This is a genomic window from Pseudomonas sp. Ps21-P2, assembly GCF_039672565.1.
In the GTDB taxonomy this organism is placed as follows: Bacteria; Pseudomonadota; Gammaproteobacteria; order Pseudomonadales; family Pseudomonadaceae; genus Aquipseudomonas.
On sequence record NZ_JBDFPL010000004.1, the window covers coordinates 407115 to 421522 of the forward strand.

The window sequence follows — 14408 nt, forward strand, 5'->3', positions numbered from 1 at the left end:
GAATGCTTGTCGTTCTGTGTTGTGCAGCGGGTTTCGCCGCTGCCGACGAAAAGAACATTCTGGTAACAAGCGGCAGTGACCGCGCCACGCCTATCGCAGTCGTGCCGTTTGGTTTGCAGGGCGGCAGCGTGCTGCCGGAAGACATGGCCAAGATCATTGGCAACGACCTGCAGAATTCGGGCTATTACTCGCCGATTCCAAAGGAAAACATGATCAGCCAGCCGAGCCAGGCCAGCGAAGTCATTTTCCGTGACTGGAAAGCGCTGGGTGCGCAATACGTCATGGTCGGCAGCATCGTTCCTTCGGGCGGTCGCCTTCAGGTCCAGTACGCGCTGTTTAACGTCGCCACCGAGCAACAGGTTCTCACCGGTAACGTATCGGGCACCGCTGACCAGCTGCGCGACATGTCGCACTACATCGCTGACCAGTCATTCGAGAAACTGACCGGCATCAAGGGTGCGTTTTCGACCCGCATGCTGTACGTGACGGCTGAGCGTTTCTCCACTGACAACACTCGCTACACGCTGCAGCGTTCGGACTACGATGGCGCCCGTGCGGTGACGCTGCTGCAATCCCGTGAGCCGATCCTGTCGCCACGCTTTGCGCCGGACGGTAAGCGTATTGCCTATGTGTCGTTTGAACAGAAGCGCCCGCGCATCTTCGTTCAGCACATCGACACCGGTCGTCGCGAGCAGATCACCAACTTCGAAGGACTGAACGGCGCGCCTGCGTGGTCCCCGGACGGCAGCAAGCTGGCGATGGTGTTGTCGAAAGATGGCAACCCGGAAATCTATGTGATGAATCTGGCCTCGCGTCAATTGTCGCGAGTGACCAACGATTCCTCCATTGATACAGAACCGTTCTTCGGTAAAGACGGCTCCACGATTTACTTCACGTCTGACCGCGGCGGCAAGCCACAAATCTATAAAACCAATATTAATGGCGGAGGGGCAGAGCGCGTTACTTTCATCGGTAACTACAATGCCAACCCTAAGTTATCGGCGGATGAAAAGACTCTTGTGATGATCCATCGTCAAGATGGCTTCACCAACTTCAAGGTTGCAGCTCAGGATTTGCAGCGCGGTAGCGTAAAAATCCTCACAGACAGCAACCTTGATGAGTCGCCTACTGTTGCGCCTAACGGCACCATGGTAATCTACGCCACCCGCCAGCAGGGCCGGGGAGTCTTGATGCTCGTGTCCATTAATGGACGCGTAAGGCTCCCGCTTCCTACCGCTCAAGGCGAAGTCAGAGAACCTTCCTGGTCCCCTTACCTGAACTGACGCGGCGCTTTACGTTGTACTTAACACACTTGGGGTTCATTAGGAGTTTTACGATGGAAATGCTGAAGTTTGGTAAATTTGCTGCGCTGGCTCTGGCCATGGCTGTAGCTGTAGGTTGCTCGTCCAAAGGCGGCGACAATGCCGGTGCTGGCGGCGCTGCTGTAGATCCTAACGCTGGTTACGGCGCTAACTCTGGCGCTGTTGACGGCAGCCTGAGCGAAGAAGCTGCTCTGCGCGCTATCACCACTTTCTACTTCGAATACGACAGCTCTGACCTGAAACCAGAGGCCATGCGCGCTCTGGACGTTCACGCCAAAGACCTGAAAGCCAACGGCGCTCGCGTAGTTCTGGAAGGTAACACTGACGAACGCGGTACTCGCGAATACAACCTGGCACTGGGCGAGCGTCGTGCGAAAGCCGTTCAACGCTACCTGGTTCTGCAGGGCGTTTCGCCAGCTCAGCTGGAAATCGTTTCCTACGGTGAAGAGCGTCCAGTTGCCACCGGTAACGACGAGCAATCGTGGGCTCAAAACCGTCGCGTCGAACTGCGTAAGTAATTTGACATGCGAACGTGCCGACGTGCTTTAACCGTTTTGGCTCTCACCCTTCCTCTCGCAGCGATGGGTGCGGTTCCTGTGGTCGATGACAACTCTGGCTCTGCTGGTAGCAGTTATCCGCCATCGGGTTATGGTACGTCTGGCGCCTACGCCGGAGGTGCGGCTACGACCGCACCTTCGGCGCAAGGTCAGCTGTTCATGCAGTTGCAGCAAATGCAGGACGAAATTTCGCGCTTGCGCGGAATAGTGGAGGTCCAGCAAAACGACATCCAGCAGATGAAGCAGGAAGCGCTGGATCGCTACAAAGATCTCGACTCCCGTATCGGAGCTGGCGGCGCATCGGCCCCATCAGCTGCCAACAATTCTGCTTCCGACGGCGGCACCAATGCCGGCGGAGCCCCCGTGACACCCGCCGCTCAAGCGCCACAGGCCAGCAGCGAACCCGGTGACCCAGCGAAAGAAAAGCTCTATTACGACGCTGCTTTCGACCTGATCAAAGCGAAGGATTTCGACAAGGCCAGTCAGGCATTTGCGGCGTTCCTGCGCAAATACCCGAACAGCCAGTACGCGGGCAATGCTCAATACTGGTTGGGCGAAGTGAATCTGGCCAAGGGCGATCTGCAAGGTGCCGGTCAGGCCTTTGCAAAGGTCAGTCAGCTTTACCCAAAGCACGCCAAGGTACCTGATTCCCTGTACAAACTGGCGGACGTGGAACGTCGCCTGGGCCACACCGATAAAGTGAAGGGCATCCTTCAGCAAGTCGTTGCTCAGTATCCAGGCACTTCAGCCGCTCAGTTGGCTCAGCGGGACCTCCAGCGTCTCTGATTGCCAGTCAATCTGACCGCTGATTCAAGAAAGCCGCGCATTGCGCGGCTTTCTTCGTTAGAATTCCGCCCCCGAAATTCCGGTATTGATTACGCTTCTGTGGATTCTGCGTGTGCAGGGTGTACAGAAGTGCCTGACGGAGGCGGATGGCCTGTTTAGCCGTTACGCCCGTGGCCCCTATGCAAGACACACTACGTATCACCGAAGTTTTCTACTCGTTGCAGGGTGAAACGCGCACGGCAGGCTTGCCTACCGTTTTTGTGCGCCTCACCGGCTGCCCATTGCGTTGCAGTTATTGCGACAGCGAATATGCCTTCACTGGCGGAACCATCCAGACCCTCGACTCGTTGATGGAGCAGGTTGCCAGCTATCGCCCGCGCTATGTCTGCGTCACAGGCGGCGAGCCCCTGGCTCAGCCGAATGCCATTCCTTTGCTTCAACGGCTGTGTGATGCGGGCTACGAGGTTTCTCTGGAAACCAGCGGCGCGCTGGACATCTCGAAAGTCGATCCCCGCGTAAGCCGTGTCGTCGATCTGAAAACCCCTGGTTCAAAAGAAGTGACGCGCAACCGATATGAGAATATCGAACTGCTCACGCCCAACGACCAGATCAAATTCGTCATTTGTTCGCGCGAAGATTACGACTGGGCCGTTTCAAAGATCATTCAGTACGGTCTGGACCGTCGCGCCGGCGAAGTGCTGTTTTCCCCTGTCCACCGTGATCTGAACGTCAGAGACCTGGCCGACTGGATCGTGGCCGACAACCTCCCGGTGCGGCTGCAATTGCAGTTGCATAAAATCCTCTGGAATGACGAGCCGGGGCGCTGAATGAGTGAGCAATCGATGACTGAGAAAAGAGCGGTAATCCTGCTGTCCGGCGGGCTGGATTCGGCCACTGTGGTGGCGATGGCCAAGGCCGATGGCTTCAGCTGCTACACCATGAGCTTCGACTACGGCCAACGGCATCGCGCCGAGTTGCAGGCGGCGGAGCGTGTAGCGGCCGATATGGGCGTGGTCGAGCACAAGGTTATCGGCCTCAATCTCAACGGCATCGGCGGTTCCGCGCTGACTGACAGCAGCATTGCGGTGCCTGAGACGCCGGGCGAGGGCATTCCGGTGACGTACGTACCGGCGCGCAATACTGTTTTTCTCTCTCTCGCACTGGGCTGGGCCGAAGTGCTTGGTGCCCGCGACATCTTCATCGGTGTCAACGCTGTGGATTACTCCGGCTACCCGGACTGCCGTCCGGAATTTGTCGAGTCGTTCGAGCGCATGGCCAATCTCGCTACCAAGGCTGGCGTTGAAGGCCAGGGCTTCACGATACAGGCGCCGCTGCAGATGCTGAGTAAGGCCGATATCGTTAAAGCCGGTACGCGTCTGGGTGTGGATTACGGGTTGACGGTTTCCTGCTATCAAGCCGACGAGCAGGGACGTGCGTGCGGAAAATGCGACAGCTGCCGCTTGCGCGCCGAGGGCTTCGCGGCGGCTGGCGTGACGGACCCGACGCGTTATTTTTAATTTATTTTCGCTTTGGTGTTGAATTACTGTGAAATATCAGTAATATACGCGCCACAACGAAGCGGGTCGTTAGCTCAGTTGGTAGAGCAGTTGGCTTTTAACCAATTGGTCGTAGGTTCGAATCCCACACGACCCACCATTTCGAAAATCTGGAAGGCCCATGTAAATGCGGATTTCCAGATTTTTTTTTGCCTGTGAAAAAGTAGCGGCCGGCGCTGACTCAATAACTCAACGCCCCCGCCTCCATCTCACGCCTTGCCGAAAACCACGTCCAGGGACATCGAGTCCGTATGGCGCATAGGGTTGCTGCCCTGGCCCAGGGTGTCGTCATTGGGATGCTGATACGTCATTCCAGTGCCCAGCTCTTTGGTCAGGAAATCGCCTCCCTGTTTCATCTTCTCCGTAGACCCGTCGTACCATCCGGCGATGGTCTTGTTCCCCGCAGAATCCAGGGAAGTAATGCTGTCAGGTGCCTTGTCAGCGATACTTTGCTTGTCTCCGACTTCAAATCCTTTGCCGTCGCTCGCATAAATTGCAGCGTTGCGGCCATCAATGTCGCTGGTATTGATGAAACCGTTGTAGAACTCCAGGCGGCTCGCGTCAGGCTTGTAGTTGCCGTCCGCATCGGCCTGTTTAAGCAGCCCCGTCGTGTCTGCCTCGTACTTCATGGTCCCTTTTTGCCCAGGCTCCAGTGACAATTCACCTACCAGCTTTTCATTTTTGTCGAACTGGCCAATCTTTATGGCATGGTCTTGAGTGTTGGTGATATTGAACGAGTAAGGCCCGCTGCCAGCGGAGGCGGCGTCACCTACGGCGGTACTCTTGTCTGCAGGTGCAGGCGCAGCTGTCGCCTCCGCCGCAGCCTGAGCATTCGCCGGAGGTGTGGATGCCACTTGAGGCCCGGCTGATGATGGCTGGGCCGCACTTGGCGTCGCGGCTGCTTGCTGGGACCCAGCGTTGGCAGCCGCCGGCTGAGCGGGCGCGGAGACTGCCGCCGACTTGCCTTGCGGACTGCCGCTGCTTTGAGAAGACGCGCCCGTGTCGCTCCGGTTTTGCTGCATGAATTGTGCGAGCGCCTGCATGATCTGCTCGACCAGATTACGCACCGATGCAGCCAGGTCCTGATCAGTGGGATTGGCCGCCTGCGCGCTGGCATTCACTCGGCCGTCACTGTTGTGGGGCGATGGTCCCCCGAAGTTCACCGACTGCGCACCGGCACCGGGCGACGTACCAAAATCGATGCCTCCGCCCGCTTGGCGCTGGTCAGTCAGACGCCCTTGGGGCGAGCCAAAATCGCTATTATGCAAGCCGAAGAGCTGATCAACAGGCCCACTCACTTTCGTCGACATACGCCACCCGCTTTGGACTTTATACCGCTTGAGTGGCAACTGAGTCGCTTTGGTTCCGTCATCCCACGCTATGGGCGGAGCCCTTTTTTGGCGCGCGGCGTATGAGCGTTCGGTTAGATGAGGGAGAGCAGGGTTTCCAGCTGACCGCGTTCCCAGGTGCTCAGCAGTTCAAGAGGATCAGTGCCGTAGCGTTGGCGGGCGTCAAACAGGTAGCCCCGACCTTCGGGGCTGAGGCAGCGGTCGCAGTGATCCAGGGCATTGTGCTCTTTGTAAAAGGTGATCAGCCAGCCATCAGCCTCTACGGTCATCAGGCCACTGTCGATGTCGACTTGAGCATTGCCGCCCACCCGACGCATCACCCGAATGCCGAGGGCGATGTCACGCAGGACCTGACAGGTGTCACGCGCACTGAGAGGCTTTGCTGACAAATGGATGTCCCTTGATGGCTCGGCTAGCAGGGCGGCCGGGTGAAAACGTCTGCGCAAGGCATGCGCCTGTGGCATCGATTTGATAGCCTCGCGTCACTTTTTTGGAGAGACCCATGACCACAACCAACCAATCCAGAATGGCAGCGCGCTACGGGGACCCCGAGGCATCGGCGCTCGCCACCGGGAACGATACCATCGATCAGTTGCTCGACCATCGCAGCGTTCGCGCTTTCAGCGCCGAGCCTCTGCCGGATGGGCTGATGGAAACACTGGTTGCTGCTGCGCAGTCTGCAGCCAGCTCTTCAAACCTGCAGGTCTGGAGTGTGGTCGCGGTGCGGGACACCGATCGCAAAGCGCGTCTCTCGGCACTTGCCGGTAACCAGGCATACATCCGACAAGCGCCGCTGTTCCTGGTATGGCTTGCCGACCTCTCTCGCGTTTCCCGTGTAGCCGAGCAGCAGCACGCCGAACTGCATGCACTGCCCTACCTCGAAAGCCTGTTGCTCGGAACGATAGATGCCTCACTGGCGGCTCAGAACGCAGTAGTGGCACTCGAATCGTTGGGGCTTGGAAGCGTTTACATCGGGGCCATTCGCAATGACATCGAGGGGGTAGCCAAGGAACTTGGATTGCCTGCACACGTTTATCCCGTGTTTGGCCTCTGCGTCGGTTACCCCTCCATCGAACTGCCGGCGAAGGTCAAACCGAGGCTTCCACAGGCTGCGGTGCTTCACCACGAAACCTACGCAGCGGAGCCAGAGTCGGCCGCAGTCGCCACTTATGATCAGCGGTTGGGGGCTTTCTACCAGCGCGAGGGGATGAGGGCAAACGGTTGGTCGGAACAGGTGGTCAACCGACTTCGTGACACCTCAAACCTCCATGGCCGTGAACATTTGGTTGAGCAGTTGATCCGGATGGGTTTTGGCCTTCGTTGATAACGTGGCTCCAGGGATTCAGTCATGCGGTCAGCGCGCCTTGATTGTGCATGACTGAGGCAGTGTTCAGCGTCAGTGCGGCGGGCAGGAAGTCGTTTCGACCGTCGAAGCGATGAGGTCGCGCAGCCACCTGTGGGCGGGATCGCGGTGCAGGCGTTCCGGCCACAATGCGACGCGGCTGGATAACCCCTTCACCAATCCGCCACTGCCGTTTCGTCGACAGAATGCCGGCGATTATGAGATCCCGGCATTCACGCTCAAGCCGCACCTCGCGCCGGGGCCCACGAATTGGCAGCCATTACACCAACGTCGATTAAAACTGACGCAATTGTGCCGACTTCGGTTGGCCCCCCGACCAACGCCACGTCCTGTCCTTCAAGTCGGATTTTCCGCGGCCGATACAGAAAAAAGCTCTGTGTATGTAACGCATGCGCCCTGCGATCCTTTCCTGTGAGCGAACGATGAACCCACTCAAACTCTTCAATCGATCCCGTGCCAACCGCCAGGAAGCGATCAGCATCAACTGCACCGCTGGCGAACTGGACCGTGCCCTCGCGGGCGTGCGTTCAGTTCCCGTTCTGGTGACAGGCTTCGTCTCACCGCATCTGGACATCGACCACATTGCCGCCCGCATAAAGCAGCGGTTTCCCGATAGCGCGCTGAGCCTGTGCACCACCTCCGGCGAGCTATGCAACAGTGCGACCGGTTTGTATTGTGCGACCGGCGATCGATGGGACCGCATCGTTCTGCAGCTCTTCGAACGCAGCGTGATTGCCTCCGCTGAAGTGGTGATGGTGCCGCTGGAATGCGAAGATATCCGCAGCGGTGGCAAGCGCATGGAGATGCGTGAGCGCATCGAAAAACTGGTCAGCAACATCAAGCGTGCGCAGGTCAGCACGGCCATCGACCATCGCGACACGCTGGCCTATGTGGTGTTCGACGGCTTGTCTGCGTCCGAATCGTTCTTCATGGAAGCGCTCTACGAGTCCGGGCGTTTTCCCTGCCTGTTTGTCGGCGGCTCGGCCGGCGGCAAGTCGGATTTCAAGAAGACGCTGATCCACGACGGCAAGCGCAGCTATCAGAATCATGCGCAAATTGTTTTCATCAAGACCGCCGCCGACATCCGTTTCGGCGTGTTCAAAAGTCAGAATTTCCAGCCCGCCGGGCTGACCTTCAGTGTCCTGACCGCTTCCGTCGAAGACCGCACCATCGACCAGGTGATCGATAGCAAGGGCAACATCATGAGCATGGTCCAGGCGCTGTGTAACGCCTTCGATTGTGACGCTCACGCCCTTGAGAAGAACCTGGCTGATTACTCCTTCGCCATTCGGGTGGGCAGCGAGTTGTTCGTGCGATCAATCGCGCGCATCGACCATGCACAGCAAATCATTCAGCTGTTCTGCGACGTGGCCCCCGGCGAAGAGCTGGTGATGGTCAAGCGTACGCCGTTGCGCGAAGCCACCCGCGTGGATTACGAGCAATTCCTGCGCGGCAAGGGCGGGCAGCCTGTCGCGGCGATCCTCAACGACTGCATCTTGCGTCGGGCCAACAACGGCAAGGATCTGGGCAGCATGACCGGATTGTTCGGTGACGTACCGCTGGTGGGGTTCTCGACCTTTGGTGAAATTCTTGGCCTGAACCTGAACCAGACGCTCACGGCGATCTTCTTCTTTCGGGTGGCAAAAGGCGCGTCATTCACGGATGAGTATGTGGACAATTTCATCGCGCACTATGGCGAATTCAAGGCGTTTTTCCTGCGCCGCCAGCTTAAGAAGATGGTGGGTTTGAATCACGTCATCGTGAAGCAGATCGAGGCGTTCAAGCTCAACGACTTCAACACCGCGCTGGACACCCGCGGGCTGGATACCAAAGTCCTTCCGGTCTTCGAAGGACTCGCCGCACTGGGTCGGGTCCTTGCCCAGGCCGGTCAGCAGCAGGAAGAGATGTCCACGCAGATCAAGCACTACTCCGGCGAGCTGCACCTGTCGATGGACGATCTGGCCGGCACGATCGACCAGCAGAACACGGTCTCGACAAACGCCGGCAATACCGTTGTAGCGCTGGTCAGCCAGGCGGACGAAGCGGTGGTCGGCGCACGAGCCCTCGCGGAATCGAGCCTGCGTATCCAGTCCATCGTGCAGGTGATTCAACAGATCGCCGGCCAGACCAATCTGCTGGCGCTCAACGCTGCGATCGAAGCGGCGCGGGCAGGGGATCTGGGCCGAGGCTTTGCCGTGGTCGCCGACGAAGTGCGCAAGCTGGCGGAAATCACCCGTAAGAACGCGGCCGAGATCGGCGTCGACATCGACTTGCTCTCCAGCGAGATCCAGCGCGTGGCGCAGCAGATCGAGGACCAGTCCACCGGCGTCGGCGCGCTGCGCGAAATGCTCGACTCCCTGGAGAACTCGAACCAGGCCACCGAAGGCACGGCGCGGCGCACCAAAGCCATCGCCGATACCTTGACCGGCTTGACCCACGCCAGAGCTTGACCCACGATGCCCGTTTTCCGCGATCAACCAAAACGTGGACCACGAGCGAGTTATGGCAAAAAGACCTTCGATAGAGCAGCGGCGCGAATTCGGCAATTTTCTGTCCAGCCGACGGGCGCGCCTCGACCCGAATGATTTCGGCCTGCCAGAAGGGCCGCGCCGCACCCCGGGACTGCGCCGTGAGGAAGTGGCGGCGCTCGCCGGGGTCAGCGTCAGTTGGTACACCTGGCTTGAACAGGGCCGCGACATTCAGCCCTCGCCGGACGCGCTGCAACGGATATCCAAAGTCCTCAAGCTTGACCGTGTGGAGTCCGCGCACCTGTATGCGCTTTCCGCACTTGAGGTGCCGGTCGCTGCGACCGGCGGCGGAGTGACGGCCGGCCTGGAAATGCTGGTGCGCGCCATCAACCCCATTCCGGCGTATGTGCGCAACGCCCGGCTCGACATCCTGGCGTGGAACGACGCCATCGCCGAGCTGTTCGTCGACTACGGTTCGTTGCAGCCCCATGAGCGCAACACGCTCCGTCTGCTGTTTCTGTACATCCCGTACCGAACCATCATTCTGGATTGGGAGCAGATGGCACGTGGCATGATCAGTGCGTTTCGGGCATCGCGCGCGCTGGCCCAGGACAAGGCACCGTTCGACAGCCTGATCGAAGAACTCTCGTCCCTGAGCCCTGAATTCAAAGAGTGGTGGCAGGACACCGAGGTCAAAGGTTTCGAGGAGGGCCGCAAGCGTCTGCTGCATCCCATCAGCGGCCATATCGATTTCACCTACGTCGCGCTGACGCCTGAAGGGCGGCCGGACCTGTCGCTGGTGACCTACATTCCCCGCCACACTGCCTATGACTCACGGTCATAGGATAACAACACGCCTTCCTGGCTTTTTCGGGCTTGCCTAGAGTGGCGGTCATCGCAGCGCATAGGTGCTGCACCGACCGTCAACGAGGTAATCACGATGTCTGACTTGAGCCCGATCTCCGCCGCAAACGTCGCTACGTCACGCAACCCGGCCACCGGCGAGCTGATCGCCACTTACCCCTTCCAGACCCAGACCGACGTCGAGCAGTTGCTGGATGTGAATGCTGCGGCCTTTCGTCTGTGGCGCGCCACGCCGATGCGCGAGCGCGTAGCGGCCTATCGCCGTCTGGCAGACACCCTGCGTGAGCGGTCGGAATCCTTCGCTGCGCTGATCACCGCTGAAATGGGCAAGACCCTGGCGGCAGCCCGTGGAGAAGTGGAGAAGTGCGCGGCCACGATCGAGTGGATTGCTGACAACGGCCCGGCGATTCTTGCCGATGAGCCCGTCAATGTAGGCAGCGACGACGAAGTCCACGTGTCCTTCCTGCCGATTGGCACTGTGCTGGCGGTGATGCCCTGGAACTTCCCGCTGTGGCAGGTGATTCGTGCATCCGGGCCGATCATGCTGTCGGGCAATGGCTTCATGCTCAAGCACGCGCCGAACGTCATGGGCTCGGCTTACGCGCTGCAAGAAGCTTACGAGGCGGCAGGCTTTCCCAAAGGGCTGTTCACCAACCTTATTGCTGACAACGACACCGTGGCCCGCACTATCGAAGACCCGCGCATCGCCGCCGTCACCCTGACGGGCAGCATGCGCGCAGGTTCTGCCGTGGCAGCCACGGCGGGCAAGGCGCTCAAGAAGAGCCTGCTGGAGCTGGGCGGCTCGGACGCTTTCATTGTGTTGGCCGACGCCAATATCGACCTTGCGGTGAAAGCTGCCGTCGAGGCGCGTTTCCAGAACGCCGGTCAGGTCTGTCTGGCGGCCAAGCGCTTCATTCTGGAGGCACCGATCGCCGAGCAATTCACGCGTCAATTCGTTGCAGCGGTCGAGCAACTGAAAGTCGGCGACCCGCTGGACAGCGCGATCAACGTCGGTCCGATGGCCCGCGCTGATCTGCGCGATGAGCTGGATGGCCAGGTTCAACGCACTATCGCCGCCGGCGCGACGTTGCTGCTGGGCGGGAAGAAGATCGACGGCCCCGGCAACTTCTACGCGCCCACCGTGCTGGCTGATGTGAAGCCAGGCATGGCCGCCTTCGACGAAGAAACTTTCGGCCCGGTGGCAGCGATCACCATTGCCGCCAACGCCGAAGACGCCATCGTGCTGGCGAACACCAGTGACTATGGACTGGGCGGCAGCCTGTGGACCCAGGACATCCCGCGCGCGCAACGCATCGCCCGGCGTCTGGAAACCGGTGGCGTGTTCATCAATGGTTTCCCGGCGACGAACGCGCGGATCCCGGTGGGCGGCGTCAAGAAGAGTGGCTACGGCCGCGAACTGTCCCACTTCGGGCTGCGTGAATTCACCAATGCCCAAGCGGTGTGGGCAAAAAGCGTCGACTGAGATTCAGTGAGCAGTATCAGCATGGGCGTACGTTTGTAGTCGCCCCTGCTGCAAAAAAAGCCGTCGCATTTGCGACGGCTTTTTCATGCCTGCCCTATTGGGATGGCGCGTCTGGATTCAGCCAATCGGGTGCAGGTCGGCAGGTGCCAGGCCCACCAGTTCGATGTGTGCAGTGTTCGCGTCAGCCACGATCAGGTTATCGGCGGTGAAAGTCTTGGCGACGTTCTTGTCGATACTGATCTCGAATCGGTGACCGTCCGCGTCCGCTTCGTAATCCTTCAGATAGGTACGGTGCGTGGCCGCGTCGTAGATCAACTTCAGCGTGCCATCGGTGCCGTCGCCCAGGCCGGTGTAGCCCAGCGCTGACACATCGATCCGGTCCTGTGTGGCATCGAAGTTTTTGATGAAGTCCGAATTGCCCCGAAAGCTATCGCTCTTCTCGACGTATCGAAAGGTGTCGACGCCGGTATTGCCCACCAGCAGGTCATCATCACCGCCTCCGACAAGGATGCCGCCTGCGGTCGAGTTGGTGAACTCGTCACGGTAGTTGTCGCCGGTCAGCGTCTGGTTGGCTCGGTCTGCTGCAGAGTCCCCGGCAAAGGTGAAACGGTCCATGTCCTGCAGGCCAGTGAGCGGATACCGTTCGTATTGTGTCAGGTGCACCACGAAACGGTTGCCGTCCTCATCGGCCTCGAAGGATTGGGCAATCGCGTAACCCGCTTCGCTGTCGTAGCTGTAACTGAGGGTGCCGTTATAACCATCGCCCAGGCCGGTGAAACCCAGTGCCGAAACGTCCAGAAGGTCGCCCTCGCCAAGCTGGAAGTCGTGGATGAAATCGACACTGGAGTGTCCCGAGCTGTCGTTAACAAAGCTGTCGGTGAGGTGTTCGAAGGCGAAGGTGTTACGTGCATTGCCGCTGTACATCTCATCAGCGCCACCGCCACCTGTGACGATGTTGCCGCTTTTGGGAACGATCAAAAAGTCATCGCCATCGGTCCCGCTGATGACGTATTGCTTTTCGCTCTCGTGATGTTCGCGGCCATTGCTTTCTGCCGTCAGGTCGTAACGCAGGGCGAAATTCTGCGTGCCGAGCTGAGCGGCGTGGTCGCCTTCCAGCCGGACTTCGAATGCCTGCCCCTCGGCGTTTATGTCCAGCGAGCGAACATAGGTGACGTTCTCGTCAGCGTTGTAAGTGACCGCCAGATCGCCGTTGTGGCCATTTCCAACCCGCTCCAGCCCGAGCGCTGTCAGGTCAAGTACGTCATTGGATTGGAAGTTTTTGATCAGATCCGAGTGCGAGCCCTGTTTGTCGAAGTAACTGTCCGTCACTGATGTGTAGACGAAGGTGTTGCCGTAGTAATAGGCAGGATGGCTGATGAGGGTGTCGACGCCGGCACCGCCGTTATAGCGATCCTGTGCGTTGCTGAACGGATTGGGATCCCCTCCCTGACCGGTGAGGATGTCGTCGCCATCGCCTCCAAAGATGAAATCCCGCTTTGTGGTGCCCGTGAGGGTGTCGTCATCCGCCGTGCCCACGTAGCTGTCATACGTGCCATGAGCCGTCACGACAACCGCCTCATCCGCTTCACTCTGCAGTGCTGGTTTCGTTGCCTGAGCCATTTTTTTTCTCGCTATAAAAGGTTTGGCACCTGCGGCCGCCGTGGACGGCAGATCCAGTTACAACAGGCATCGTGAGCGTTGATCAATGCCGGCCATTGGCGTGGTAGACCCGTCAAAGCCGCGTTTGTTTGATTATTCGCATCCGTCCAGAAACGACAAAGCCCGACATAAAGTCGGGCCTGGGGTCGGGTTGAATCCGTTCATTACCAGTTCATGGCGGTTATCTCGGTGCGAAGGTGAGAAGCGGCGAGGGGTGCGAACACCCCTCGCGCCGGGCGGTGATCAGGCCGATTTGTTCTGCAGTGCCTTGATCAACACGTCTGCCCCAGGACCGGACGAAGCAGGGTTCTGGCCGGTGATCAGCAGACCATCGGTGAGGACGTACGAGCCCCAGTCCGGACCTTTGGAGTAGACGCCGCCCAGTGATTTCAGCTCGTCTTCCACCAGGAAAGGCACCACGTTGGTCAGGCCGACGGCTTCTTCCTCGCTGTTGGCAAAGCCGGTGACCGTCTTGCCTTTGACCAGCGGCGTGCCGTCGGCGTTCTTCACGTGGCGCAGCACGCCAGGGGCGTGACATACGACAGCGACGGGCTTGTTGGCGGCGATGAACGATTCGATGAGTTGGACGGAGTGTTTGTCTTCAGCCAGATCCCACAGAGGACCATGGCCGCCTGGGTAGAACACGGCGTCGAAATCTGCCTGGGAGACGCTGTCCAGGCGGACGGTGTTGGCGAGCAGGGCTTTGGCGGTTTCGTCTTTCTCGAAGCGACGGGTCAGGTCGGTCTGGAAGTCGGGCTCGTTGCTCTTCGGGTCCAGCGGAGGCTGACCGCCTTGTGGCGAAGCCAGGACGATTTCGGCGTTGATGTCGCTGAACGCGTAGTAGGGCGCGGCCAGTTCTTCCAGCCAGAAGCCGGTAGGACGGCCGGTGTTGCCGAGGGTGTCGTGGGAAGTCAGAACCATTAGAACTTTCATCGGGTATTTCCTTTTCGATTAGGTTTGAGACTGCCGAGCAGCCAAAAGGTAAAGCGTCATCTACTTGG

At 59.2% G+C, this 14408-nt stretch carries 13 protein-coding genes, 1 tRNA gene and 1 pseudogene; 11 read left to right on the top strand and 4 right to left on the bottom strand.

The window, feature by feature from the left end; translation table 11 throughout:
• Window positions 1-2: 2 nt before the first annotated feature.
• The 6 genes from tolB (at window position 3) to ABEH28_RS12960 (ending at window position 4321) form a co-directional block, all read left to right on the top strand.
• Entirely contained in the window at window positions 3-1283 is a 1281-nt protein-coding gene (tolB, locus tag ABEH28_RS12935; protein ID WP_192171054.1) for a Tol-Pal system beta propeller repeat protein TolB, read from the top strand.
• A gap of 53 nt (window positions 1284-1336) precedes the next feature.
• Window positions 1337-1840 (top strand): peptidoglycan-associated lipoprotein Pal, encoded by a 504-nt coding sequence (gene pal, locus ABEH28_RS12940; protein ID WP_037014065.1) that lies wholly within the window; start codon window positions 1337-1339, stop codon window positions 1838-1840.
• Between the two features lie 6 nt (window positions 1841-1846).
• The gene (gene ybgF / locus ABEH28_RS12945; protein ID WP_346630100.1) at window positions 1847-2665 is read left to right on the top strand and encodes a tol-pal system protein YbgF; all 819 of its coding nucleotides are present in this window, start codon (window positions 1847-1849) and stop codon (window positions 2663-2665) included.
• A 179-nt stretch (window positions 2666-2844) separates the two neighbouring features.
• Window positions 2845-3492 carry a 7-carboxy-7-deazaguanine synthase QueE gene (gene queE / locus ABEH28_RS12950; protein WP_346630233.1) on the top strand — a complete coding sequence of 216 codons (648 nt, stop codon included), beginning with the start codon at window positions 2845-2847 and terminating at the stop codon, window positions 3490-3492.
• 15 nt (window positions 3493-3507) lie between these two features.
• Window positions 3508-4182 (top strand): 7-cyano-7-deazaguanine synthase QueC, encoded by a 675-nt coding sequence (queC, locus tag ABEH28_RS12955; RefSeq protein ID WP_346630101.1) that lies wholly within the window; start codon window positions 3508-3510, stop codon window positions 4180-4182.
• Between the two features lie 63 nt (window positions 4183-4245).
• Window positions 4246-4321: transfer RNA gene (locus ABEH28_RS12960), tRNA-Lys, on the top strand.
• A gap of 109 nt (window positions 4322-4430) precedes the next feature.
• On the opposite strand, the gene ABEH28_RS12965 is transcribed toward ABEH28_RS12960, so the two are convergent.
• Together ABEH28_RS12965 and ABEH28_RS12970 are read right to left on the bottom strand one after the other, a co-directional pair.
• Entirely contained in the window at window positions 4431-5531 is a 1101-nt protein-coding gene (locus tag ABEH28_RS12965) for a hypothetical protein (RefSeq protein WP_192170864.1), read from the bottom strand.
• Window positions 5532-5644: 113 nt separating this feature from the next.
• Window positions 5645-5959 carry a hypothetical protein gene (locus tag ABEH28_RS12970; protein ID WP_192170865.1) on the bottom strand — a complete coding sequence of 105 codons (315 nt, stop codon included), beginning with the start codon at window positions 5957-5959 and terminating at the stop codon, window positions 5645-5647.
• 113 nt (window positions 5960-6072) lie between these two features.
• Between ABEH28_RS12970 and ABEH28_RS12975 the strand changes: the two genes are divergently transcribed.
• The 5 genes and pseudogenes from ABEH28_RS12975 (at window position 6073) to ABEH28_RS12995 (ending at window position 11748) form a co-directional block, all read left to right on the top strand.
• Complete coding sequence (locus tag ABEH28_RS12975) at window positions 6073-6894, top strand: NADPH-dependent oxidoreductase (RefSeq protein ID WP_346630102.1); 822 nt, start codon at window positions 6073-6075, stop codon at window positions 6892-6894.
• Between the two features lie 175 nt (window positions 6895-7069).
• Window positions 7070-7174: pseudogene (locus tag ABEH28_RS12980) on the top strand (flavodoxin family protein); the annotation flags it as partial.
• A gap of 181 nt (window positions 7175-7355) precedes the next feature.
• Window positions 7356-9383: a methyl-accepting chemotaxis protein gene (locus ABEH28_RS12985; protein ID WP_346630103.1), complete on the top strand. Its 2028-nt coding sequence runs from the start codon at window positions 7356-7358 to the stop codon at window positions 9381-9383.
• 52 nt (window positions 9384-9435) lie between these two features.
• Window positions 9436-10245, top strand: coding sequence for a helix-turn-helix transcriptional regulator (locus ABEH28_RS12990; protein ID WP_192170869.1), 810 nt, complete (start codon window positions 9436-9438; stop codon window positions 10243-10245).
• A 105-nt stretch (window positions 10246-10350) separates the two neighbouring features.
• Entirely contained in the window at window positions 10351-11748 is a 1398-nt protein-coding gene (locus tag ABEH28_RS12995; RefSeq protein ID WP_346630234.1) for an NAD-dependent succinate-semialdehyde dehydrogenase, read from the top strand.
• 117 nt (window positions 11749-11865) lie between these two features.
• On the opposite strand, the gene ABEH28_RS13000 is transcribed toward ABEH28_RS12995, so the two are convergent.
• Window positions 11866-13368: a M10 family metallopeptidase C-terminal domain-containing protein gene (locus ABEH28_RS13000; RefSeq protein WP_346630104.1), complete on the bottom strand. Its 1503-nt coding sequence runs from the start codon at window positions 13366-13368 to the stop codon at window positions 11866-11868.
• Window positions 13369-13650: 282 nt separating this feature from the next.
• The gene (locus ABEH28_RS13005) at window positions 13651-14340 is read right to left on the bottom strand and encodes a type 1 glutamine amidotransferase domain-containing protein (RefSeq protein ID WP_346630105.1); all 690 of its coding nucleotides are present in this window, start codon (window positions 14338-14340) and stop codon (window positions 13651-13653) included.
• Window positions 14341-14408 lie beyond the last annotated feature (68 nt).